General features: G+C 63.2%; 21 protein-coding genes. 18 read left to right on the forward strand and 3 right to left on the reverse strand.

Going from position 1 to position 24,685, the window contains the following annotated elements:
* The 13 genes from fdx to L6D64_RS17150 all read left to right on the forward strand — a co-directional run bounded on the left by fdx (position 1) and on the right by L6D64_RS17150 (position 12,051).
* Positions 1-342 (forward strand): ISC system 2Fe-2S type ferredoxin, encoded by a 342-nt coding sequence (fdx, locus tag L6D64_RS17090; RefSeq protein WP_054887566.1) that lies wholly within the window; start codon positions 1-3, stop codon positions 340-342.
* A gap of 10 nt (positions 343-352) precedes the next feature.
* A complete protein-coding gene (gene iscX, locus L6D64_RS17095) occupies positions 353-553 on the forward strand; it encodes a Fe-S cluster assembly protein IscX (RefSeq protein ID WP_023382209.1) in 201 nt (66 codons plus the stop codon).
* 90 nt (positions 554-643) lie between these two features.
* A complete protein-coding gene (gene ndk, locus L6D64_RS17100; protein ID WP_054887567.1) occupies positions 644-1,069 on the forward strand; it encodes a nucleoside-diphosphate kinase in 426 nt (141 codons plus the stop codon).
* A 28-nt stretch (positions 1,070-1,097) separates the two neighbouring features.
* A complete protein-coding gene (gene rlmN / locus L6D64_RS17105) occupies positions 1,098-2,243 on the forward strand; it encodes a dual-specificity RNA methyltransferase RlmN (protein ID WP_176510061.1) in 1,146 nt (381 codons plus the stop codon).
* A 13-nt stretch (positions 2,244-2,256) separates the two neighbouring features.
* Positions 2,257-3,018: a type IV pilus biogenesis/stability protein PilW gene (gene pilW / locus L6D64_RS17110; protein WP_176510060.1), complete on the forward strand. Its 762-nt coding sequence runs from the start codon at positions 2,257-2,259 to the stop codon at positions 3,016-3,018.
* The gene (locus L6D64_RS17115; RefSeq protein ID WP_176510059.1) at positions 3,015-4,055 is read left to right on the forward strand and encodes a RodZ domain-containing protein; all 1,041 of its coding nucleotides are present in this window, start codon (positions 3,015-3,017) and stop codon (positions 4,053-4,055) included. The genes pilW and L6D64_RS17115 overlap by 4 nt, the downstream gene beginning before the upstream one ends.
* A gap of 3 nt (positions 4,056-4,058) precedes the next feature.
* Positions 4,059-5,168, forward strand: coding sequence for a flavodoxin-dependent (E)-4-hydroxy-3-methylbut-2-enyl-diphosphate synthase (gene ispG, locus L6D64_RS17120; RefSeq protein WP_027920273.1), 1,110 nt, complete (start codon positions 4,059-4,061; stop codon positions 5,166-5,168).
* A gap of 24 nt (positions 5,169-5,192) precedes the next feature.
* Positions 5,193-6,482, forward strand: a complete 1,290-nt coding sequence (hisS, locus tag L6D64_RS17125; protein WP_176510058.1) for a histidine--tRNA ligase — start codon at positions 5,193-5,195, stop codon at positions 6,480-6,482.
* 39 nt (positions 6,483-6,521) lie between these two features.
* Positions 6,522-7,160, forward strand: a complete 639-nt coding sequence (locus tag L6D64_RS17130; RefSeq protein ID WP_054887573.1) for a tetratricopeptide repeat protein — start codon at positions 6,522-6,524, stop codon at positions 7,158-7,160.
* The gene (gene bamB / locus L6D64_RS17135) at positions 7,161-8,303 is read left to right on the forward strand and encodes an outer membrane protein assembly factor BamB (protein ID WP_176510057.1); all 1,143 of its coding nucleotides are present in this window, start codon (positions 7,161-7,163) and stop codon (positions 8,301-8,303) included.
* A gap of 117 nt (positions 8,304-8,420) precedes the next feature.
* Positions 8,421-9,884: a ribosome biogenesis GTPase Der gene (der, locus tag L6D64_RS17140; protein WP_236192518.1), complete on the forward strand. Its 1,464-nt coding sequence runs from the start codon at positions 8,421-8,423 to the stop codon at positions 9,882-9,884.
* Positions 9,885-10,123: 239 nt separating this feature from the next.
* A complete protein-coding gene (locus L6D64_RS17145; protein ID WP_176508739.1) occupies positions 10,124-11,272 on the forward strand; it encodes a pyridoxal phosphate-dependent aminotransferase in 1,149 nt (382 codons plus the stop codon).
* Entirely contained in the window at positions 11,260-12,051 is a 792-nt protein-coding gene (locus L6D64_RS17150) for an amidohydrolase (protein ID WP_176508738.1), read from the forward strand. Before L6D64_RS17145 ends, L6D64_RS17150 begins: the two co-directional genes overlap by 13 nt.
* A gap of 152 nt (positions 12,052-12,203) precedes the next feature.
* On the opposite strand, the gene L6D64_RS17155 is transcribed toward L6D64_RS17150, so the two are convergent.
* Positions 12,204-14,759, reverse strand: coding sequence for a PepSY domain-containing protein (locus L6D64_RS17155; RefSeq protein WP_176508737.1), 2,556 nt, complete (start codon positions 14,757-14,759; stop codon positions 12,204-12,206).
* A 102-nt stretch (positions 14,760-14,861) separates the two neighbouring features.
* Positions 14,862-17,171 (reverse strand): TonB-dependent receptor, encoded by a 2,310-nt coding sequence (locus L6D64_RS17160; protein ID WP_176508736.1) that lies wholly within the window; start codon positions 17,169-17,171, stop codon positions 14,862-14,864.
* Positions 17,172-17,390: 219 nt separating this feature from the next.
* On the opposite strand from L6D64_RS17160, the gene L6D64_RS17165 reads away from it, so the two are divergent.
* Together L6D64_RS17165 and L6D64_RS17170 are read left to right on the forward strand one after the other, a co-directional pair.
* Positions 17,391-18,071: a Fe2+-dependent dioxygenase gene (locus L6D64_RS17165; RefSeq protein ID WP_054887579.1), complete on the forward strand. Its 681-nt coding sequence runs from the start codon at positions 17,391-17,393 to the stop codon at positions 18,069-18,071.
* Positions 18,072-18,074: 3 nt separating this feature from the next.
* The gene (locus L6D64_RS17170; protein ID WP_176508735.1) at positions 18,075-18,824 is read left to right on the forward strand and encodes a tetratricopeptide repeat protein; all 750 of its coding nucleotides are present in this window, start codon (positions 18,075-18,077) and stop codon (positions 18,822-18,824) included.
* A 135-nt stretch (positions 18,825-18,959) separates the two neighbouring features.
* Here the strand turns inward: L6D64_RS17170 and L6D64_RS17175 are convergent, their stop codons facing one another.
* The gene (locus L6D64_RS17175) at positions 18,960-20,123 is read right to left on the reverse strand and encodes a type III PLP-dependent enzyme (protein ID WP_054887581.1); all 1,164 of its coding nucleotides are present in this window, start codon (positions 20,121-20,123) and stop codon (positions 18,960-18,962) included.
* A 506-nt stretch (positions 20,124-20,629) separates the two neighbouring features.
* On the opposite strand from L6D64_RS17175, the gene L6D64_RS17180 reads away from it, so the two are divergent.
* From L6D64_RS17180 to L6D64_RS17190, 3 genes are all read left to right on the forward strand, one after another.
* Positions 20,630-21,118: a sigma-70 family RNA polymerase sigma factor gene (locus tag L6D64_RS17180; RefSeq protein WP_176508734.1), complete on the forward strand. Its 489-nt coding sequence runs from the start codon at positions 20,630-20,632 to the stop codon at positions 21,116-21,118.
* Between the two features lie 17 nt (positions 21,119-21,135).
* Entirely contained in the window at positions 21,136-22,098 is a 963-nt protein-coding gene (locus L6D64_RS17185; protein ID WP_176508733.1) for a FecR family protein, read from the forward strand.
* 107 nt (positions 22,099-22,205) lie between these two features.
* A complete protein-coding gene (locus L6D64_RS17190; protein WP_176508732.1) occupies positions 22,206-24,635 on the forward strand; it encodes a TonB-dependent siderophore receptor in 2,430 nt (809 codons plus the stop codon).
* The last annotated feature ends 50 nt before the right edge of the window (positions 24,636-24,685 follow it).

The following is a 24,685-nucleotide window of genomic DNA, read 5'->3' on the forward strand; positions in this document are numbered from 1 at the left end:
ATGCCCCAGGTGATTTTCCTGCCGCACGAGAAGTTCTGCCCGGACGGGCTGGTGGTCGAGGTAGAGCCAGGAACCAACATCCTGGAGTTGGCCCACGAGCACCACATCGAGATGGAAAGCGCGTGCGGCGGTGTGTGCGCCTGCACCACCTGCCATTGCATCGTGCGCGAAGGCTTCGACTCGCTCGAGGAGGCCGACGAGCTGGAAGAGGATATGCTGGACAAGGCCTGGGGCCTGGAGGCGCAGTCGCGCCTGGCCTGCCAGGTGATCGTCGGTGAAGATGACCTCACCATCGAGATCCCGAAGTATTCGCTCAACCACGCTGCCGAAGCGCCGCACTGAGGTTTGCCCGATGAGCCTGAAATGGATTGATGTACTTGAGATCGCCATCCAGCTTGCGGAAAGCAAGCCGGACGTCGATCCTAGATATGTGAATTTCGTCGATCTGCACCGTTGGGTGCTGGCTCTGCCAGAGTTCAGCGACGATCCGTCACGTGGCGGTGAGAAAGTGCTCGAGGCCATCCAGGCGGCCTGGATCGAAGAAGCCGACTAAGCGTGACGCTGCAGGTTAGGCAATCCCCTGGAACCCGCGTATAATTCGCGGGTTTAATTTTTCGTAACACTCAATATTCTGGAGTTTTCCATGGCTGTTCAACGTACTTTCTCGATCATCAAGCCTGACGCCGTTGCCAAGAACGTCATCGGCAAGATCACTACCCGCTTCGAAGAAGCCGGCCTGAAAATCGTTGCCTCGAAAATCAAGCAACTGTCCAAAGCCGAAGCCGAAGGCTTCTACGCCGAGCACAAAGAGCGCGGCTTCTTCGCTGACCTGGTTGCCTTCATGACTTCCGGTCCGGTCGTTGTTCAGGTTCTGGAAGGCGAAAACGCCATCGCTCTGAACCGTGAGCTGATGGGCGCTACCAACCCGAAAGAAGCTGCTCCTGGCACCATCCGTGCCGACTTCGCCGAATCGATCGACGCCAACGCCGTTCACGGTTCGGACTCCGAAGCTGCTGCCGCTCGCGAAATCGCTTACTTCTTCGCTGCTACCGAGGTAACCACTCGCTAAGCGAAAGCTTACGGGTGAGGGTGAATCCATGACGACATCTACTGGCAAAATCAACCTGTTGGGGCTGACCCAGCCGGAAATGGAAAAGTTCTTCGACTCGATAGGGGAGAAGCGCTTCCGTGCCGGCCAGGTGATGAAATGGATTCACCATTTTGGCGTGTCCGACTTTGCGGCCATGACCAACGTAGGCAAGGTCTTGCGCGAAAAGCTCGAGGCCGTTGCCGAGATTCGCCCCCCGGAAGTGGTCAGTGAAGACATTTCCGCCGACGGCACCCGCAAGTGGGTGATCCGCGTTGCCTCCGGCAGCTGCGTCGAGACCGTCTACATCCCTACCGACGACCGCGGTACCCTCTGCGTCTCGTCGCAAGCCGGCTGTGCCCTGGACTGCAGTTTCTGCTCCACCGGCAAGCAAGGCTTCAACAGCAACCTTACCGCCGCCGAGGTGATCGGCCAGGTGTGGCTTGCGAACAAATCCTTCGGGACCGTCCCGGCCAAGATCGACCGCGCAATTACCAACGTGGTCATGATGGGCATGGGCGAGCCCCTGCTGAACTTCGACAACGTCATCGCCGCCATGCACATCATGATGGATGACCTGGGCTATGGCATTTCCAAGCGTCGCGTCACCCTGTCCACCTCGGGCGTGGTGCCGATGATCGACGAACTGGCCAAGCACATCGACGTGTCCCTGGCGCTGTCGCTGCATGCGCCGAACGACGAGCTGCGCAACAAGCTGGTGCCGATCAACAAGAAGTACCCGCTGAAGATGCTGCTGGAGTCGTGCATGGGCTACATGTCGACCCTGGGCGGCAAGCGCGTGCTGACCATCGAATACACCCTGCTCAAGGACGTCAACGACCAGCCCGAGCATGCGGCACAGATGATCGAACTGCTGCGCGACGTACCGTGCAAGATCAACCTGATCCCATTCAACCCGTTCCCGCATTCGGGTTACGAGCGGCCGAGCAACAACGCCATCCGCCGCTTCCAGGACCTGCTGCACCACGGTGGTTTCAACGTCACCACCCGTACCACCCGTGGCGACGATATCGACGCCGCCTGTGGGCAGCTGGTCGGCCAGGTCAACGACCGCACCCGCCGCAGCGAGCGCTACATCGCCGTCCGCCAGTTGTCCGCTGACGCCGAGCTGCAAGACAGCGCCGTGCGTCACTGAGTCCGGCCTTGCCATGAGCCTGGGCGCCGCGCTGTCGATCCTTGCGCTTTTGCTGCTGGCCGGCTGCGTGTCGGGCGGCGCGAGCGATCCCCTGGCCAACCGCCAGGGGCGGGCAGAGGCAGGGCGTGCCTACACGCAGCTTGGCCTGGGTTATTTGCAACAAGGTTTGACCCAGCAGGCCAAGGCCCCCTTGGCCAAGGCCCTGGCGCTGGATGCTGCGGATGCCGACGCTCACGCCGCCATGGCCCTGGTGTTCCAGGCCGAAGGCGAGCCAGCTCTTGCCCAGGCGCACTTCGAAAAAGCCCTTGCAGCCCGCCCGGGTGACACGCGAATTCGCAACAACTACGGCAGTTTCCTATATGCTCAGCAACGTTTCGCCGAAGCCGAGCAGATGTTTCGCCTGGCCAGTGCCGATACCCTGTATCCTGAGCGTTCGCGGGTGTACGAGAACCTTGGCCTGACGGCCCTGGAGCTCGACGATCGCGACCAGGCACATGCGTATCTGACCAAGGCCCTGCAACTCAACCGACGCCAGCCCAGAGCGTTGCTGGAAATGGCTGAGTTGTCCTTCGAAAACAGGCATTATGTGCCGGCCCGGGATTACTACGATCGTTTCAGCCAGTTGAGCGATCACAACGCCCGTAGCCTTTTGCTGGGCAGCCGCCTTGCCCGGGTATTCGGCGAGCAGGGCACCCTGGCCGATCTGGGCCAGCAATTACAACGACTTTATCCCGGTACGCCGGAATATCAGCAATACCTGTCGGAGCAACGATGAAAGCCGCGCATCCCGAAGTAGCAGCAGCGACTGGCCAGAACCCCGGTGAGCTGTTGCGCCAGGCCCGCGAGAAACGGGAGTGGTCGCAAGCCGAGGTGGCCCGCAAGCTCAACCTCACCGTAAGTTCGCTGAACCACGTGGAAACCGGCGCCTTCGACAAGCTGCCAGGGCATACTTTCGCGCGTGGTTACATTCGCGCCTACGCCAAGTTGATGGACATGGACCAGGCGCCGCTGGTCGAGGCCTTCGACCAGTACACCGGTACCCATGCCAAGGGCAGTGATGTGCACTCCCTGGGCCGTATCGAAGAGCCAGTGCGGCTTTCGCACAACATCATGCGTGGCGTCACCCTGCTGCTGCTGGTTGCAGTGGTCGGTGGCAGCTTCATCTGGTGGCAGGATCAGGGCAGCTTGAAAGGCAAGGATCTGGCCAAGATGGCGCTGGAGCACGTGGAAGTCGAAAGTGCCGACGGCACCACCCAGATTCACCCACTGGACGAACCTGAAGACCAGGCAGTGACCGCGGGCCAGCAGCCTGAAAGCGCACCGCTGGCGCTGGAACAGGCCCCCGCCGAGGCGGCAGCCGAAACCACCAGCGAGGCCGGCCCGGCTGCGACGGCTACGCCTGCACCGGTGCCAGCGCCTGCGCCTGTTCAGGTGCCGCAGGCACCGGTCCATGCTGCCGCGCCCGCCCCGGCCCCTGCGGCTCCGGCGGCACCGTTGACGTCGGCCGCGCCAGTCGCCAGCGTGCCGGCCACCGCCGCTGAGCCTGCCGCGCCTGTGGCCGTGCCGGCCGGCAGCGCCAAGGTTGCAATCCAGTTCACCGCCGATTGCTGGACCCAGGTGTCCGATGGCAACGGCAAGGTGCTGTTCAGCGCGATCAAGCGCAAAGGGGACAACCTCGAGCTGACCGGCAAGCCGCCGTTCGCGGTCCGCCTGGGCTTTGCCCGTGGCGCCCAGGTCAGCTACAACGGCCAGGCCGTCGATGTGGCCCCATTCACCAGTGGCGAGACCGCTCGCCTGAAGTTGGGACAGTAAGTCATGCACGGCGAATCTCCGATCAAACGTCGCGAATCCCGCAAAATCTGGGTCGGCAATGTGCCGGTGGGTGGTGATGCCCCCATCGCGGTGCAGAGCATGACCAACACCGACACCAACGATGTGATGGCCACCGTGGCGCAGATCCAGCGCCTGGTCGACGCCGGCGTCGACATCGTCCGCGTCTCGGTACCCGACATGGACGCCGCCGAGGCGTTCGGCAAGATCAAGCAGCTGGTCAGTGTACCGCTGGTTGCCGATATCCATTTCGACTACAAGATCGCCCTGCGTGTGGCCGAGCTTGGCGTCGATTGCCTGCGCATCAACCCGGGCAACATCGGCCGTGAAGACCGCGTGCGGGCGGTGGTGGACGCTGCCCGCGACCGGGGTATCCCGATCCGCATCGGCGTCAACGCCGGTTCTTTGGAAAAGGACCTGCAGAAGAAGTACGGCGAGCCGACCCCGGCCGCGCTGGTCGAGTCGGCCCTGCGTCACGTCGAGCACCTCGATCGCCTGGACTTCCAGGACTTCAAGGTCAGCGTCAAGGCCTCCGACGTGTTCATGGCCGTCGAAGCCTATCGCCTGCTGGCCAAGCAGATCATCCAGCCGCTGCACCTGGGGATCACCGAAGCCGGTGGCCTGCGCTCGGGGACAGTGAAATCTGCCGTCGGCCTCGGTATGCTGCTGGCCGAAGGGATTGGCGATACCATCCGTATCTCGCTGGCGGCCGACCCGGTCGAGGAAGTGAAGGTCGGCTACGACATTCTCAAGTCGCTGCACCTGCGTTCGCGGGGCATCAACTTCATCGCCTGCCCGAGCTGCTCGCGGCAGAACTTCGACGTGGTCAAGACCATGAACGAGCTCGAAGGGCGCCTGGAAGACCTGCTGGTGCCGCTGGACGTGGCGGTGATCGGTTGCGTGGTCAACGGCCCTGGCGAAGCCAAGGAGTCCCACGTGGGGTTGACCGGTGGTACGCCGAACCTGGTCTACATCGACGGCAAGCCGGCGCAGAAGCTGACCAATGACAACCTGGTCGATGAGCTGGAAAAGCTCATCCGCCAGAAAGCGGCCGAAAAGGTCGAGGCTGACGCGGCGCTGATTGCCCGCAGCTGACACACAGATTCGTAAGGACTTTTCGTGAGCAAATCGCTGCAAGCCATCCGTGGCATGAACGACATCCTGCCAGAGCAGTCGCCACTCTGGCGCTACTTCGAAGGCACCGTCGCCGGCCTGCTGGACACCTATGGGTACAGCCAGATCCGCACGCCGATCGTCGAGTTCACCGAGCTGTTCAAGCGCTCCATTGGTGAAGTCACCGACATCGTCGAAAAAGAGATGTACACCTTCGAGGACCGCAACGGCGATTCGCTCACCCTGCGCCCGGAAGGCACCGCCGCCTGCGTGCGGGCTGTGCTGGAGCATGGCATCACCGGCAACGGCCAGGTGCAGAAGCTCTGGTACATCGGCCAGATGTTCCGCCACGAGCGCCCGCAGAAGGGCCGCTATCGGCAGTTCCACCAGATCGGTGTGGAAGTGTTCAACCTGGACGGCCCGGACATCGACGCTGAACTGATCATGCTGACCTGGCGCCTGTGGGGCCTGCTGGGCATCCAGGATGCGGTCAAGCTCGAACTCAACAGCCTGGGCACCAGTGAAGCCCGCGCCCGTTACCGTGACGCGCTGGTCGAGTTCCTCTCGGCGCGCCTGGAGCAGCTCGACGAAGACAGCCAGCGTCGCCTCAAGAGCAACCCGCTGCGTATCCTCGACAGCAAGGACCAGGGCACCCAGGCGGTGCTGGTCGGCGCACCGAAGCTGGAAGACTACCTGGACGATGATTCCCGTGTGCACTTCGAGGGCCTCAAGGCACGCCTCGACGCCGCAGGCATTCCGTTCGTGATCAACACCAAGCTGGTCCGCGGCCTGGACTACTACAGCAAGACCGTGTTCGAGTGGGTTACCGACAAGCTCGGTGCCCAGGGCACCGTCTGCGCCGGCGGCCGTTACGACGGCCTGGTCGAGCAGATGGGCGGCAAGCCGACCACTGGCGTCGGTTTCGCCATGGGCATCGAGCGCCTGATCCTGCTGCTGGAAACCCTCGGCAAGGTCCCCGAGTCGATCAACCGCACCATCGACGTCTACCTGTGCGCCTTCGGCGAGCAGGCGGAACTGGCCGGCCTGCGCCTGTCCGAAGGCCTGCGCGATCGCCTGCCGGGCCTGCGCCTGGCGGTCAACGCCGGCGGGGGCAGCTTCAAGAGCCAGTTCAAGAAAGCCGACAAGAGCGGCGCATTGTTCGCCCTGATCCTCGGCGACGACGAATTGGCCAAGCAAGAGATCGGCTTGAAGCCCCTGCGTGGGCAGGGCGAACAACAGAACATTGCCTGGGATGCTCTGGCTGAGCACCTGGAAACCGCGATCGCTCAGGCGTAACGCGGTTCAACAAGCGAATAGGCGAAAAGGAGTATTGGGGTGTCGAGTACCGATGATGAACTGGCAGGGGTCAAGGACTGGTGGAACCGCAACGGCAAGCCGCTGCTGACCGGTGCCCTGCTGGCTGGCGTGGTGGTGTTGGGCTGGAATACCTGGCACAAGTACCAGAGCAACCAGTCGCAAGGTGCCTCGCAGCTGTATCAGGCCCTGCTTGAGACCAGCCTGACGCCGAATGGCCAGCCAGACGCAACCAAGGTCGCGGAGCTGGCCGGCAAACTCAAGAGCGAGTTCGGCGGTACTGCGTACGCCCAGTACGGCAGCCTGTTCGTGGCCAAGGTCGCGGTCGAGAGCGGCAAGCTCGACGACGCTGCTGCCGAGCTGAAAAGCGTGCTGGACAAGCCGGCCGATGTCACCCTGGGCGAAATCTCGCGCCAGCGCCTGGCGCGCGTGCTCGCCGCCCAGAACAAGGCCGAAGAAGCCCTCAAGCTGCTCGACGGTGATGCCGACAAGGCATTCCTGGCCAGCCGTGAGGAACTCAAAGGTGATCTGCTGGTGCAGTTGGGTCGTGGCGACGATGCCCACAGTGCCTACGAGAAAGCCAAGGCCGCGCTGTCTGATGAAGCAGCAGTCGGTGGCCTGCAACTGAAGCTGGATGACCTGGCCAAAGGGGACGCGTAAGTGATCGGTTGGAAACAAGCAGCAGTGCTGACCCTGGCCGTGCTGGCCGCAGGTTGCAGCAGCAACAGCAAGAAGGAACTGCCTCCGGCCGAGCTGACCAAGTTCACCGAGGAAGTGGTGCTGAAGAAGCAGTGGAGCCGTTCGATCGGTGACGGCCAGGGTGAAACCTACAACACCCTGGTTCCGGCGATCGAGAACGACCGTATCTACGCCTCCGACGTCAACGGTGAAGTCTTCGCCCTCGACCGCATCACCGGTGACGTGGTGTGGAAGAAGGACCTCGAGCTGCCGGTCTCCGGCGCCGTCGGCGTAGGCTACGGCCTGGTGATGCTCGGCACCCTCAAGGGTGAAGTCATCGCGCTGGATTCCAGCACGGGTGAAGAGCGCTGGCGCTCGCGTGTTACCAGTGAAGTGCTGGCGCCACCGGCCAACAACGGTGACGTTGTGGTGGTACAGACCCAGGACGACCGCCTGATCGGCCTGGATGCCGCTACTGGCGACCGCCGCTGGATCTACGAAAACACCCCGGCGGTGCTGACCCTGCGTGGTACCGGCGCGCCGATCGCCACCAACCGTCTGGCCGTGGCCGGCCTGTCCACCGGCAAGGTGGTGGCGGTGGACATCAACAACGGCGTGCCGGTGTGGGAGAGCCGCGTGGCCATCCCGCAGGGCCGTTCCGAACTGGACCGCGTGGTCGACATCGACGGCGGGTTGCTGCTGTCTGGTGGTACCCTGTACGTCAGCACCTACCAGGGCCGCGTAGCGGGCCTGGACCTGGAAAGCGGCCGCGTGCTGTGGCAGCGCGATGCTTCCAGCTATGTGGGTGTCGCCCAGGGCTACGGTAACGTCTATGTCAGCGAGGCCACCGGTACCGTTGAAAGTGTCGACGAGCGCTCTTCCAGCGCCCTGTGGACCAACGACTCCATGGCTCGCCGTCAGCTGACCGCGCCGGAAGTGTTCTCCAGCTATGTGGCTGTGGGGGACTTCGAGGGTTACCTGCACCTGCTGAGCCAGGTCGATGGCCGCTTCGTCGGCCGTGAGCGTATCGACAGCGATGGCCTGCGTGCCCGCCCACTTGTGGTCGGCGACACCATCTACGTCTTTGGCAACAGCGGCAAGCTCGAGGCACTGACCATCCGCTGAAGCTATGCTTGGAGCCTTGGCGGGCTTCAGGCCGCGGCGTAGGACACGCCGCCCGAACTCCGGCCGCTGCCTTGCAGCGGCCTTTGCATTTTCAAGAATTCAAGAGTGGAGAGCCGCATGGTTCCCGTAATCGCCCTGGTGGGCCGCCCGAACGTCGGCAAATCCACCATGTTCAACCGCCTGACCAAGACCCGCGATGCCATCGTCGGTGACTTGTCGGGCCTGACCCGTGATCGCCAGTACGGTGATGCCAGCTGGCAGGGTCGTTCCTTCATCCTCATCGACACCGGCGGTATCACCGGTGACGAAGTGGGCATGGACGAGAAGATGGCCGAGCAGTCGCTGATGGCCATCGAGGAAGCCGACTACGTGCTGTTCCTGGTCGACGCCCGCGCCGGCATGACCGCCGCCGACCAGATGATTGCCGAGCACCTGCGCAAGCGCAACAAGTCGGCCATCCTGGTCGCCAACAAGATCGACAACATCGACGCCGACGTCGCCCGCGCCGAGTTCTCGCCGTTGGGGATGGGTAATGCCATTCCGGTAGCCGGCTCCCAGGGCCGTGGCATCAACGCGCTGATGGAGGCGGTACTCGGCCACATCCCGCGTGACCAGGTCGAGGAAGCGCTGGACGCTGAAGTCGCCGAAGGCGAGGAAGCGGTACGCATCCCAGGCCCTAGCGAGAAAGATGGCATCAAGATCGCCATCATCGGCCGCCCGAACGTGGGCAAGTCGACCCTGGTCAACCGCATGTTCGGCGAAGAGCGTGTGGTGGTGTACGACCAGCCGGGCACCACCCGCGACAGTATCTACATCCCGTTCGAGCGTGATGACGAGAAGTACACCTTCATCGATACCGCTGGCGTGCGCAAACGCGGCAAGATCCACGAAGAAGTCGAAAAGTTCTCGGTGGTGAAGACCCTGCAGGCGATCAAGGACGCCAACGTGGTGATCTTCGTCATGGATGCCCGCGAGGGTGTGGTCGACCATGATCTCAACCTGCTGGGCTTCGCCCTGGAAGCCGGCCGCGCCATCGTCATCGCCCTGAACAAGTGGGATGGCATGGAGTCGGGTGAACGCGACTACGTGAAGACCGAGCTGGAGCGCCGGCTGTTCTTCGTCGACTTCGCCGACATCCACTTCATCTCGGCCCTGCACGGCACGGGCGTGGGCCACCTGTACAAGTCGGTACAGGCCGCGTTCAAGTCAGCGGTCACCCGCTGGCCGACCAGCCGCCTGACGCAGATCCTCGAAGATGCCGTGAGCGAGCACCAGCCACCGCTGGTCAACGGTCGCCGCATCAAGCTGCGCTATGCCCACCTCGGTGGTGCCAACCCGCCGCTGATCGTGATCCACGGCAACCAGACCGACAAGATTCCGAAGTCGTACTCACGTTACCTGGAGAACACCTACCGCCGCGTGCTGAAGCTGGTCGGTACGCCGATCCGCATCGAGTACAAGGGCGGTGAGAACCCGTACGAGGGCAAGAAGAACACCCTCACCGATCGCCAGGTCAACAAGAAGCGCCGGCTGATGTCGCACCACAAGAAGGCCGAGAAGAAGCGCCGCGACAAGCGCTGATTCTGCGGTAACTTCTTCGCGGCGGTTCGACGCCTCGATGAACCCGCTCCCACAGAGACTTCACAGATCCGAATACTGTGCAGTCCTGTGGGCGCGGGTTCATCGAGGCGTCGAACCGCCGCGAAGAGGCCCGTTGATCCAGCGCAATTCCTCTGTTGTTTCAACCTTTTTCCTGACTGCTCGATCCGCTATGCTCGGACTCCACCCCGTGCCGGATACACCCCAGGAAAGAGGGCTCCATGATCCGCAGCAAACTGCCGAATGTCGGCACGACCATCTTCACCACCATGTCCCAGCTCGCCGTGCAGACTGGCGCGCTCAACCTGTCCCAAGGCTTTCCCGACTTCAATGGCCCGCAGGCGTTGCTCGATGCAGTCGGCCGGCATGTCGCCGCCGGGCATAACCAGTATTCGCCGATGACCGGCCTGCCGGCCCTGCGCCAGCAGGTGGCGGCCAAGGTCGCGCGGCTGTACGGCGCGCAGGTGGATGCCGATCAGGAGGTGACCATCACCCCGGGCGCCACCGAGGCGATTTTCTGTGCCATCCAGGCTTTGATCCACATCGGTGACGAGGTGATCGTCTTCGACCCTTGCTACGACAGCTACGAGCCGTCGGTGGAACTGGCGGGCGGGCGCTGCGTGCATGTGCAACTGAGCAACGGCGACTTCCGCATCGACTGGCAGAAGTTCAGCGATGCCCTGAGCCCACGCACGCGCATGGTCATCCTCAATTCGCCGCACAACCCCAGTGGCGCGCTGATCAGCCGCGAAGACCTGGACCAACTGGCCAGTCTGATCGCCGATCGCGACATCTATCTGGTCAGCGACGAAGTCTACGAGCACCTGGTCTACGACGGTGTGCGCCATGCCAGCGTGCTGGCCCACGAGCAGCTGTATTCACGGGCGTTCGTCGTCAGCTCGTTTGGCAAGACCTACCACGTCACCGGCTGGAAGACCGGTTACGTGATTGCGCCGCCGGCCTTGAGCGCCGAACTGCGCAAGGTGCATCAATACGTCAATTTCTGTGGCGTGACACCGCTGCAATGCGCCCTGGCCGACTTCATGGCCGAGCACCCGGAGCACATCGACGAGCTGCCGGGCTTCTATCAGGCCAAGCGCGACCTGTTCTGCGACCTGCTCGAAGGCTCGCGTTTCAGCTTTGCCCGCACGGCGGGAACCTATTTCCAACTGGTGGACTACTCGCAGATCCGCCCGGACCTAAACGATGTCGACATGGCGCTGTGGCTCACCCGTGAACATGGCGTGGCGACCATTCCGGTGTCGGTGTTCTACCAGCAACCCATCCCCGAGCAACGCCTGGTACGCCTGTGCTTTGCCAAACGTGAGGAGACGCTGCGTCAGGCAGCGGAAAAACTATGCGCGATCTGAGTGCACTGCCCAACCTGAAAGTCGCCCTGGTCCAGACCACGCTGGCCTGGCATGACCGTGAGGCCAACTACGCGCATTTCGAGGTGCTGCTGGACCAGGCCCGCGGCAGCGATCTGGTGGTCCTGCCCGAGATGTTCACCACGGGTTTTTCCATGCAGTCGGAAACCCTGTGCGAGCCTGAGAACGGCCCGACCTACAAATGGCTCAAGGCCCAGGCCAAGCGTATCGACGCGGTGATCACCGGCAGCGTGATCATCCAGGCCGCTGACGGCAGCCACCGCAACCGCTTGCTCTGGGCGCGGCCGGATGGCGAAATCCTGCATTACGACAAGCGTCACCTGTTCCGCATGGCGGGGGAGCACAAGCACTACACCCCAGGTGAGCGCCAGGTGCAGTTCGAGATCAAGGGCTGGCGGGTGCGCCCGCTGATCTGCTATGACCTGCGCTTCCCGGTGTGGAGTTGTGATGCCCAAGACACTGACCTGCTGCTGTATACCGCCAACTGGCCGGCAGCGCGGCGCCAGCACTGGAACCGCCTGCTGCCAGCGCGGGGCATCGAGAACCTGTGCTACGTGGCGGCGGTGAACCGGGTGGGGACCGACGGCAAGGGCTTCGCCTATTCTGGCGACAGCCAGGTGCTGGACTTCCAGGGTGAGAGCCTGCTCAGTGCAGGCGAGGCAGACGGGGTGTTCACTGCGGTGCTGAGCGCGGCGGAACTGGCGGCGTACCGCACCAAGTTCCCGGCCAACCTGGATGCCGATACCTTCGAGCTGCATTGATAGCCTGTACGGCCTCTTCGCGGATAAATCCGCTCCTACAGGGAACCCTCTGCCCTTGAGGTTGGATTCTTGTCCAACCTCAGGGGCGCAGTTCACCTTGTAGGAGCGGATTTATCCGCGATGAGGCCGGTGCCGGTTACATCTATACCTAATCAGTACACATCACGCCGATACCGCCCATCCTCGATCAGTTGCTGTACCGCTGCTTCCCCAAGCATGCCGTTGAGCGCCGCATCCACGCCTGCCGCCATCCCTTGCAAGCTGCCGCAGACATAGACGCAAGCCCCATCAGCCACCCAGCGCTTGAACAGCTCGGCGTGCTGCAGCAGTACATCCTGCACATAAACCTTCTCCGCCTGATCCCGCGAGAACGCCAGGTCCAGCCGCGCCAGATCGCCGCTGTCGAGCCAGGCCTGCAGCTCTGCGCCACACAGCAGGTCGTGTGCCCGGTTGCGCTCGCCGAACAGCAGCCAGTTGCGTTGCTCGCCAGCATTGACCCGTGCGCGCATCAGGCTGCGCAGGCCGGCCAGGCCGGTGCCATTGCCGATCAGGATCATCGGTGCTGACGTCTCGGGCAGATGGAAACCGCTGTTGCGGCGCAAGCGCAGGCTCAAGGTGCCCTGCAGCGGCAGGTACTCGGTCAGCCAGCCGGACCCGAGGCCGAGGTTGCCGTCGGCATGGCGCTCCTGGCGTACGATCAGCTCCAGCACGCCATCGCTGGCGATGGAGGCGATCGAGTACTCGCGGCTGCCGATCGGTACCAATGCATCGACCAGCGCCTGCGCATGCAGGCCGAGCAGGTGATCGCGACGGCTTGGCAACTGGCGGCCAGCCAGCGCCTGGCGCAAGGTTTGCTGCAGGCCATCGACGTGCACGACGGCGTTGGCGTCGAGTGCCATGCCGTCGAGGAACGCATCGATCCGTGGCTGGCCATTGAGCGGCAGGATCTCCGCCAGGTCACCGGCCTCCCAGCTCGCGGGTTGCTCGGGCCGCAGACCGAGCAGGTAGACCGGCTGGCCTTGGCTGCCAGGGTTGAGCAGCGCGCGTTGCACCAGCGTCCAGTTGCCGAAACTCGGTGGCTGCCAGGCGCTGACAGGCTGCGCACCGGTCAGTTGCGCCAGTTCCTGTTGCCACTGCTGCAAGGCGGCCTGATCGGCGTTGTCCACCTCCACCGGGCTGAATGCGCTGCTGGCGCCGCGCTCGCCAAGCCACGCCTGCAGGCGCCGGGCGAAGCCACAGAAGTGCGGATACTGGCGGTCGCCAAGGGCGAGCAGGGCATAGTTGAGGTGGTTCAGTGCCCAGGGTTGGCCCAGGACTTTGCGTTCGAAGCCGCGGGCGCTGTCGGGCGCTTCGCCGTCTCCGAAAGTGCTGACCACGAACAGCGCGCGGCGGGCCTGAAGCAGGTCGTGTTCACCTACATCGGCCAAGGCGCGCACCTGTACCGGCAAGCCGGCGGCTTGCAGTTGCCCGGCGCTCTGCCAGGCCAGTTGCTCGGCGAAGCCGCTCTGACTGGCGAAGCCGATCAGCCAGCTGTCGCCGCTGGCCTGGCTGCTGTCTACGGTACCGCGAGCGGCGCGTACCTGGCGCTTCTTGCGGCGGCGGTCGAGGTACAGCAGCCAGCCGGTCACGAAGAACAGCGGCATGGTCAGGCTGGCCAGGGTGACGATGATGCGACCCGGCAGGCCGAAGTATTCGCCAACGTGCAGGGCGTAGACGCTCTGCAGCAGCTGGGCCTTGAAGGACTTGTCGCTGTAGCGGTCCTGGCTTTTCACCTGGCCACTGGCCGGGTCGAGCACCAGGGTGTTGAACGCGCGCGGGTGGGCGGCGCCTTCGAGCAGGTAGAACAGATTGGCCGGCTGGCCACCTGCCGGCGGCAGGCGCAGGTTGTACAGGGCCAGGCCTGGGCCGGCAGCGTCCTTCAGGTTGGCCCAGATGGCGTCGTAGTCGACCACCAGTGGCGGCGCGTTCTTGTCGACCTTGGGCGGCCCATGGCGGCCACGGCCTTCGCCACGCTTTTGTTGCTGCCCGGCAGCGGGCTGGTCAGCCAGCAGTTTGTTCAGGCCCGAGCGGTACCATTCGTAGGACCAGAACAGCCCGGTCAACGCGAACAGCAGGTAGAAGAGCAGGCACCAGGTACCGGCCACGGCGTGCAGGTCCCAGTTGAAGGCGCGGCCTTTCCTGGCCCAGTCGAACGTCAGCCAGGTGCGCCAGTTCAGCGCCTTGCGTGGCCAGCGCAGGTACAGGCCGGACAGGCAGAAGAACACCAGCATCAGGGTACAGGCCCCGGTGATCTGCCGGCCCGTGTCGCCCATGGCGAGGAAGCGGTGCAGGGTCAGCATCAGGTTGAAGAACCCTTGCCCGGCTGCATCACCCTTGAGTTCGCCGGTATACGGGTCGGCATAGCGCAGCGCGCCGCGGCGCTCGCCCGGTGGCGGGGTGAAGAACACCCGCGCGGCATTGCCTTCGCGTACATCGACCCACAGCATCGACACCTTGTCGCCTTGCTCGGCCTCGACCCGACGCACCAGTTCGCCCATTGGCAGCACGCCTTCGGCGCGTACCTCGACCTTGAGCACATCGGCGTTGAAGGTGCGCAACAGCTCTTCCTGGAACGAGTACAGCGCACCGGTGATGCCCATCAATGCCAGCACCAGCCCGGCGGTGATGCCAAACAACCAGTGCAGTTGGAACAGCGTTTTCTTCACCACATCCATCACCTTGTGTTGCTGCCACGGACCGCAGGGCGGGCATTATGCCTTGATACGCAAAAGCCCCGCTCACAGGTATGAACGGGGCTCGGCGGTGTTGCGTCAGAAGTGGACGCTGGTGGTCAACAGTGCAGTCCGCCCGGCCGCCTGGTTGGCGAAGTGGGTGGAGAAGGCCTTGTCGTAGTACACCTCATCCGTCAGGTTCTGCACGTTCAGCTGCAGGTCGACGTTCTTGGTCAACTTGTAAGCGGCCATGGCGTCGTAGCGGACATAGCTGTCGACCATGGTGGTGTTGGCCACGCTGCCGTACACGTCATCCACATAGAACGCACCGCCACCGATGGTCAGCTTCGGCGTGATGGAATAGGTTGTCCACAGGCTGGCGCTGTTGTTCGGCGTGTTCGGCAGCTGGTTGCCGTCATTGGCCGCACCCAGCGGGCCGCCGTCGATCTGGCGCGCTTCCATGTAGGTGTAGCCGGCGAACACTTGCCACTTGTCGGTGATCTTGCCGCTGGCCGACAGCTCGATACCCTGCACGCGGGTTTCGCCGACGTTCTCGTAGGTGGTGGTGTTTACCTGCACGCGCGCGTTTTCTTTCTCGGTACGGAACAGTGCCGCAGCCAGCGACAGGCGTTCGTTGAACAGGTCCCACTTGGTACCGATTTCGTAGTTGGTGGTTTCTTCCGGCTCCATGTCGCTGGAGAGCAAGTTGCCGCTGCGGTCGGTGGTGTTGCCCAGCGGGTTGCCTTCCATGCCTTCGCCGAGGTAGGCCCCCGGCGGGGTGGCCGAGGTAGCGTAGGACACATAGATGCTGCCGTTGTCGGCCGGTTTCCACACCAGGCCCAGCTGGCCGGTGACGAACTCACTGGTGTCCTTGCCCTTGGAGACGATGCCCTTGGAACTTACCGCAGTACTGCCGTTGGCGTTGTAGCCACGGTACTGGGTGTCGAAGTGGTCGTAACGCAGGCCCATGTTCAGCAGCCACTGTGGCGACAGTTCGAGGGTATCGAACACGTAGATGGCTCGGGTGTTGCTCTTGGTGTTGGTGCCGGCGTAGTTGCGCGAGATGGCACCGTTCCACGGATCATCCGGGTTCGGGTTGCTCAGCGAGGTGCAGTTGTAGCCGCTGGTGGCACCGATCATGCCTGGGGTGCAATTGGTGTTCGCTGCGCCACCTGGGACGGTGTCAGTGTCAACGTTGTAGGTTTCGCGATCGCTTTCTTCGCGGCTCAGCTCGATACCGGTGGAGAAGCTGTTCTTCAGGCCGCCCAGGTAGAATTCGCCGAACAGGTCGGTCTGGTTGGTGGTGGTGGAAGTGTTGCCAACGCGGGTGTTGGCGCGGCGCCAGACGCTGCCATTGTTGACGTTGCCCTTGCTGTCGTCGGGCTGGGTCAGGATGTAGTCCTGCATGCTGTTGCCGTGACGGAAGGTGTTCTTGATGGTCAGCGCATCGGTCAGGTCGTGCTCGATGGCGAAGGTGGCGATGTCGACACGGGTCTTGCGGAAGTCGCGGTCGGTCAGGCCGTAGAAGTTGTCGCTGTCGCCACCATCGTTCGGCTTGCTCGGGTGAGCCGAGGTACGCGCGGCGCTGCCAGCGGTCGGAATGCTGTACGGAATACCCGAGTCCGGCAGGTCGTCGCTTTCCAGGTGGTAGTAATCAAGGTTGACGCGGGTCGCGGTGCCCAGGCCGAAGGCCAGCGACGGGGCGATACCCCAGCGGTCGTAATTGACCTTGTCACGGCCGGCGACGTTGCTTTCGTGGGTCATCAGGTTCAGGCGGCCGGCAACGGTGTCGCTGAACTGGTAGTTGCCATCGAAGGTGTAGCGCTGGGTCTGGTCGCTGCCCCAGGTCCAGGCGCCGTCGAGCGAGTTACCCAGGTGTGCGCGCTTGCTCACCAGGTTGATGGTGCCGCCGGCAGCGCCGCGGCCGCCAATGGCCGAGTTCGGGCCCTTGGCCACTTCGACCGATTCGACGGCAAAGATTTCGCGGGTCTGGGCGCCCGTGTCACGCACGCCGTCCAGGTAGGTGTCACCCTGGGCGTCGAAGCCGCGGATGAACGGGCGGTCGCCTTGCGGGTTGCCGCCTTCGCCGGCACCGAAGGTGATGCCGGGCACGGTGCGCAAGGCGTCCTGCAGGGTCAGGGCATTGGTGTCCTTGATCACTTGCTGCGGGATCACGGTGACCGAGCGCGGGGTGTCTACCAGCGGGGCGGTGTACTTCTGCGAGGAGGCCTTTTCGACCTTGTAATCGGTGCTGGCCTGCTCAGCCTTGCCATTGACGCTGGTGGCGTCGAGGGTGATGGCGGTGCTGGCGACCGGATCGGCGGCATAGGCGCCGGACGCGCTGAAGGCGACACCGATGGCTGTGACGATCAGGCGTGGTGAGCTCACTGCAGATGGTACGTGACGCATTGTTGTAGGCCTTCCCCAAGGTGTGAAGGCGGCGGATGTTAATGTAAGGATTTGTAAGGCACAATTGAGACTCGTTACCATTCGCTATAAATTTACAATCTTTACATATTCTCTTTACGGTTTATGGACGCTGAATCGTCTAAGGCATGCCAAGGGCTTTGCATCGCAAAAGGGAATCAATATCATTGGCGCTTTACAGATATTAACGGTGCCGCCGCCATGCTGCTTCATATCCCAGGGTTGTTCGACGCCGATGAGCTGGCGCGTATCCGCGAGGCATTGGCGCAAACCGACTGGGCCGATGGCAAGGTCACGGCCGGTTACCAGTCGGCCAAGGCCAAGCACAACCTGCAACTGCCGGAAGGGCACCCGCTGGCCAAGGAAATCGGCAGCGCCCTGATCGATCGCTTGTGGCAGACCCCGCGTTTCATGTCGGCGGCCTTGCCGCACAAGGTGTTCCCGCCGCTGATCAACTGCTACCGCGAAGGCGGCAACTTCGGTTTCCACATCGACAACGCCCTGCGCCAGCCCAAGGGTAGCCCGGAGCGGGTGCGCACCGACCTGTCCTCGACCCTGTTCCTCAGCGAACCGGACAGCTACGACGGTGGCGAACTGGTGATTCAGGACACCTACGGTGTGCAGCAGGTCAAGCTGGCAGCCGGCGACCTGGTGCTGTACCCGGGCACCAGCCTGCACAAGGTCAACCCGGTAACCCGTGGCGTGCGCTACGCGGCGTTCTTCTGGACCCAGAGCCTGGTGCGCGAGGACAGCCAGCGGGCGTTGCTGTTCGAGATGGACAATGCCATCCAGCAACTGACCGCCGATGTGCCGGACCACCCGTCCTTGCTGCAGCTGACCGGCACCTACCACAACCTGCTGCGCCGCTGGGCCGAGGTCTGAGCCGTGTCCTATCAGCTGCGTCGTGAAGAAGTGGTGGATGCTGCCGGCCTGCAGGCGATGCTCGAACACAGCCCCGGCAAGGCGGCCCAGGCGATCCTGGCGGCGGCGGGGGAGGGCATGGTCGAGGCGCAACTGCTGCTCGGGCAGATCCTGCTCGATGGCCGTGGCATCGAGCAGGATGCCGGCGTCGCCCGGCGCTGGTTCGGCATTGCGGCCCAGGGCGGCAGTGCCATGGCGCACAACATGCTTGGGCGTTGCCTGGAGCATGGCTGGGGCGGTGCTGTTGATCCGTCGCAGGCCGCCATCCACTACGCCCGTGCGGCGGATGCTGGTCTGGACTGGGGCCTGTACAACCTCGGCAACCTGCTGGCCACCGGGCGCGGGTTGCCGGCCAACCAGGCGCAGGCACTGGCCTGTTACGAAAAGGCTGCGCAGATGGGCCATGCCAAGTCGATGAACCTGTACGGGCGCTACCTGGAGCATGGCATTGCCACCGCGCCGAGCCCGGTGCGGGCGGTGCGCTGGTATCGGCGTTCGGCCGAGGCAGGGGATTTTCGCGGGATGTTCAGCCTGGCGATGGTGCTGATCGAACGAGGCGAAGTGGCCGAGGCCGGGACCTGGCTGGAGCGAGCCAAGGTCGAGGGGAACCTGAATTTCCTGCGCAGTGCCTTGGTGACCTTGCAGGGAGCGGGGCCGGTGTTGATGGCCTTCGCCGCAAGCTATGCCGAAGAGCTGGAAAGGCGCGAGGCTTGATGTCGCCTGTGCGGCCTGTTCGCGGGTAAACCCGCTCCAACAGTTGCAGCGCCGGTTTCCAATGTGGGGCGGTCCCTATGGGCGCCAGTACCGCAGAGCACATACGAAAACGGGGCCTTTCGGCCCCGTTTCGCATTACAGGTAGTAAGCCTTCAGCGGCGGGAAGCCGTTGAATTCCACTGCGCTGTAGCTGGTGGTGTAGGCACCGGTCGACAGCCAGTACAGGCGGTCACCGATAGCCAGGTTCAACGGCAGGCCGTACTTGTAGTTCTCGTACATGATGTCGGCGCTGTCGCAGGTCGGGCCGGCGATGACCACTTCTTCGGCTTCGCCTTTCTTTTCGGTCCAGATCGGGAACTTGATGGCTTCGTCCATGGTTTCGATCAGGCCGGAGAACTTGCCCACGTCGGTGTAGATCCAGCGCTCGACGGCGGTGCGCGACTTGCGTGCGACCAGCACCACTTCGCTGACCAGGATACCGGCGTTGGCGATCAGCGAACGGCCTGGCTCGAGGATGATTTCCGGCAGGTCGTCACCGAAGTCTTCCTTGAGGAAGCGGATGATCTCCTCGGCGTAGGTCTCGAGGCTGTTGGTACGGGTGATGTAGTTGGCCGGGAAGCCGCCACCCATGTTGATCAGCTTCAGCTCGATGCCGTCTTCTTCCTTCAGGCGCTCGAAGATGACCTTGACCTTGGCAATGGCCGCGTCCCACACGCTGATGTCGCGCTGTTGCGAACCGACGTGGAAGGAAATGCCGTAAGGCACCAGGCCCAGGTCACGGGCAAGGATCAGCAGGTCCATGGCCATGTCGGTCTGGCAGCCGAATTTGCGCGACAGCGGCCAGTCGGCAGTGGTCGAGCCCTCGGTGAGGATACGCACGTACACTTTCGAGCCCGGTGCGGCCTTGGCAATGTTGCGCAGGTCGGCTTCCGAGTCGGTGGCATACAGGCGCACGCCCTTCTCGTAGAAGTAGCGGATGTCCTTGGATTTTTTGATGGTGTTGCCGTAGCTGATGCGGTCGGCACTGACACCACGGCCCATGACCTTGTCCAGCTCGTAGATCGAGGCGATGTCGAAGCTCGAACCTTTTTCCTTGAGCAGGTCGATGATCTCGACGGCCGGGTTGGCCTTGACCGCGTAGTACACCTTGGCGAATTCGAAACCAGCACGCAGGTCGTCATAGGCCTGGCTGATCATCTGGGTGTCGATGAGTACGAACGGGGTTTCCTGCTTGTCGGCGAACGCCTTCATTTTCTGGAAGGTGTCACGCGCGAAATAGTCTTCGACCTGGATCGACATGCTCAGGGACTCCATGGGCAAACTGAATGATTAAGTGGCTGCAAACTGAACGTCCTCCGTATCCCCACTTTGGTTCGCCTACTCAGTACTTGAGCCGGATGGATCGTTTCCAGCATGGACGTTCGGCGCGCACTTTAGGGCGTGAAGAATGCAGAATCAACAGGCAAACCGGGTGCGATCGTCGTGGAACGGCGCGCTACCCGTTGAATAACCGACTGGCATGACCGGCTGATGTTCCCCGGGGTGTTTCAAGCGTAAAAAATTGTGGAATGGAGCGTTTTGACCCCTGCGCAGGCAAGCCCCTTTTTACAGGCATCAAGCGATTCCCGAGGGAGCGGGCGAGCCCGCGAAAAGGCCTCAGGTGTTCATATTTATGGCCACATTTTCCTGGCACTGCCGTGCATGAAAAACACGATAAATTTTTTGTTACCGTCGGGCGGATTTGCCGTTATGGATGAGAAACATTACTATTCGCACCCTAATCCGCCTCCCTGACGACCCTGAACGTGTCCGCACACAAAGGCTTCCTCGACCACTACCATGAGCTGATCGGCACCTGGACGCGCAAGTTGCGCAGTCGTCAGCAGGCCGAGGACCTCACGCACGATGCCTTCCTCCGGGTGCTGGAAAACCCGCGCGAACAGGTCGAGCAGCCCCGTGCCTACCTGCACCAGACCGCCCGCAACATCGCCGTGGATGGTTTCCGTCGCGAAGACCGGCGTCAGGCCCTGGAACTGGAAGCGTTCGATGAAGGCGTGGCCACCAGCGACGATCCGGAAGCCTACGTCCAGGCCCTGGAACTGGCCGACAGCGTCGAGCGGGCGTTGGCCGAGTTGCCACTGAACTGCCGCCGGGTGTTCATCTGGCAGAAGCTTGAAGGCCTGAGCCAGGCCGAGATCGCCGAGCGCATGGGTTTGACCAAGAACATGGTCGAAAAGTATATGATCCGCACGCTCCGACATCTGCGTGAGCACTTGGATGTGTCGGCACGATGAGTCAGGAGACCATTCCCATGAAACAGCACGGTTCCGAGACCGTCCGTGAGCAGGCGGCCGCATGGTTCGTCCGAATACAGGATGCGCCGCGCGATGCCGCGCTGCAAAAGCAGCTGCGTACCTGGCTGGCTGCCGATCCCAGCCATCGTGCCGAGTACGATGCCCTGGCCACGGTCTGGAGCGCGGCGCAGCTGATCCCCCGCCAGCGCCTCCAAGCGCTGTGCGAGCCGGACCCGATTCCACAGCTGCCGCAACGGCGCCTGCTGCGCCAGGCACTGGCGGCCAGTGTAGCGGTGGTGGCACTGGGGCTGGGCTGGACGGCCTGGCAGCAGCAACAGCTCAATCACCAGGGTCAGCTGCAGACCGCCTTTGGCGAGCGCCGTCAGGTCGAGCTGCCCGATGGTTCGCGCCTTGAACTCAACAGCGCAACCGAGCTGCAGGTCGATTTCAGCCCAGGTCGTCGTCATGTTCAACTGAACGCAGGTGAGGCGATGTTCATCGTCGCCCCTGACCGAAGCCGTCCGTTCGTGGTCGACACCGCCCAAGGCAGCGTGATCGTCACCGGCACCCGTTTCGATGTGCGCCTGGACCCTGCAGCTACCCGGGTGGCGGTCGAACAGGGCTCGGTGCGCGTGCAGGGCCGCGACACTTCGCTGGCGCAACTGAGTGCAGGTCAGGGTTCCTCTATCGATGCGCATGGGCGAGTTGCCGCGCCCCAGGCAGTGGACGCCGCCAAGCTGACCGCCTGGCGTCAGGGCAAGCTGGTGTTCGACAACGCCACCCTCGCCGATGTGGTAGCCGAAGTGTCGCGTTACCGCACCCAGCCTTTGCGCGTGGCACCTGGCAAGGTTGCCCAACTGCGCCTCTCCAGCACCTTCAGCACCGATGACACGGACGCGCTGCTGCGCGCCTTGCCGAGCATCCTGCCGGTGGCGATCAAGGCCCATGAAGACGGTTCCCGCGAAATAGTCGCGAAATAGATTCAGGTTTTTTTCCGCTCGTTCGTCTCCCCCGTCAGCTGCAACTGCCAAGCATTTCCATTTGCATGCGGTTGGCGTTTATTCCTTCTTCCGGATGTTTCGACGACGTGAACAACAACAAACCGTTTCCACGCCTGAGCGCTCTGGCGCTGGCCTTGGCGGTCAGCGCCGTGACCGTGAACGTTCAGGCCGAGCAGGCCGAGCGCACAATCCAGATCCAGGCGCAGCCGTTGGCCTCGGCGCTGAGCCAGTTGGGCCAGCAGACTGACCTGCAGCTGTTCTTCAGCCCCGAACTGGTCGCCGGCAAGCAGGCCCCGGCGGTGTCCGGCAACCTGGCGCCCGAGCAGGCCCTGCAGCAACTGCTGCAGGGTAGCGGCCTGACCTACGAGAAGTCCGAAGACACGGTAGTGGTGAAACCGGCCCAGGCTGCCGGCACGCTCACCACCGGCAGCCTGGAGCTGGCGCCTACCGATGTGAAGGTGGTCGGTGACTGGCTGGGTGATGCCGACCAGGCCGTGGTGCAGAACCACCCTGGTGCACGTACCGTGGTACGCCGCGAGGCGATGGAAGAGAAGGGCGCGATGAACGTGCGTGACGTGCTGCGCGGCATCCCGGGGGTGCAGGTGCAGGACAGCAACGGCACCGGTGGCAGTGACCTGTCGCTGAACGTGGGTGTGCGCGGCCTGACCTCGCGCCTGTCGCCGCGCTCGACCGTGCTGATCGACGGCATCCCGGCAGCCTTTGCGCCCTATGGCCAGCCGCAGCTGTCGATGGCACCCATCTCCTCGGGCAACCTCGACAGCATTGACGTGGTGCGCGGTGCGGGTTCTGTTCGTTATGGCCCGCAGAACGTCGGCGGGGTGATCAACTTCGTGACCCGGGCGATTCCCGAAAAGCCGTCGGCTGAACTGTCCACCACGCTGGAAACTTCCCGGCATGGTGGCTGGAAGCACACCGAGTCGGCGTTCGTCGGCGGCACCGCCGACAATGGCATGGGTGTGGCTTTGCTCTATACCGGTGTGAACGGCAATGGCTATCGCGAAAGCAACAACGGCAACGACATCGACGACGTCATCCTCAAGACCCACTGGGCACCGACCGACGTCGACGAGTTCTGGCTCAACTTCCACTACTACGATGGCCGTGCCGACATGCCCGGAGGCCTGACCCAGGCCCAGTACGACAGCAACCCGTACCAGTCGCTGCGCGACTACGATTACTTCGCCGGCCGGCGCAAGGACGTGTCGTTCAAGTGGCAGCGCCAGCTCGACGATGCCACCCAGTTCGAAGTGCTGACCTACTACACCGACAGCTTCCGTGGCAGCGCCATCGCCGCCCGCGACATGAAGACCCTGTCGTCTTACCCGCGCAACTACCACACCTTCGCCATCGAGCCACGGGTGTCGCGGATCTTCTTCGCCGGCCCTACCACCCAGGAAGTCAGTGTCGGCTATCGCTACCTGAAAGAAGCCATGCGCGAGCAGTCGACCCGCCTCGCGCTGATCGACAATGTGCCGCTGCCCACGCCGACCTCCGACGGTCACGTGTTCCAGGACCGCAGCGGTGGCACCGAAGCCAGTGCCTACTATATCGATGACAAGATCGATGTCGGCAACTGGACCATTACCCCTGGCATCCGCTTCGAACACATCAATACCGACTGGCGCGACCGCCCGGTGCTCGGTGCCAACGGCCAGCCGGTAGCGGAAAAGAACCGCAGCATCACCAGCAACGAGCCATTGCCGGCGCTGAGCGTGATGTACCACATCTCCGATGCGTGGAAAGTGTTCGCCAACTACGAGACCTCGTTCGGCAGCCTGCAGTACTTCCAGCTGGGCCAGGGCGGCACCGGCAACAGCACGGCCAACGGCCTGGAGCCGGAAAAAGCCAAGACCTACGAGCTGGGGACCCGCTATGACAACGGCGGTTTCGCCGGCGAGCTGACGGCGTTCTACATCGACTTCGATGACGAGCTGCAGTACATCAGCAACGACGTGGGCTGGACCAACCTCGGGGCGACCAAGCACCAGGGCATAGAGGCCTCTGCACGTTATGACCTGGCCGGGCTGGACCCGCGCCTGGAGGGGCTGTCGGTGAGCGGTGGCTACACCTATACCCGGGCGACCTATGAAGGGGATATTCCCGGTTTCAAGGGCCGTGACCTGCCGTTCTATTCGCGTCAGGTGGCCACTGCCGGGGTGCGCTACGCGATCAACCGCTGGACCTGGAATCTGGATGCCTACGCCCAGTCCAAGCAGCGTGCGCCAGGGACCGGAATCAATGCCGATGGCAGCTTCAACGGTGACTACATCACCGAGCCGAGTGCCGATGGGCAGTACGGCGATATTCCGGGGTATGTGACCTGGCATGCCCGTGGCGGGTATGAGTTCGGCGCGGACCTGTCCAACCTGAAGCTGGCGGCGGGGGTGAAGAACCTGTTCGACAAGCAGTACTTCACCCGCTCCAGCGACAACAATGCCGGTATCTATGTGGGGGAGCCGCGGACCTTCTATGTGCAGGCCAGTGTAGGGTTCTGATCCGCGATAGCCGGGGCCGCTCTGCGGCCCTTTCGCGACACAAGGCCGCT

The sequence above is a fragment of the Pseudomonas urethralis genome, assembly GCF_021602465.1.
Lineage (GTDB): Bacteria > Pseudomonadota > Gammaproteobacteria > Pseudomonadales > Pseudomonadaceae > Aquipseudomonas > Aquipseudomonas vlassakiae.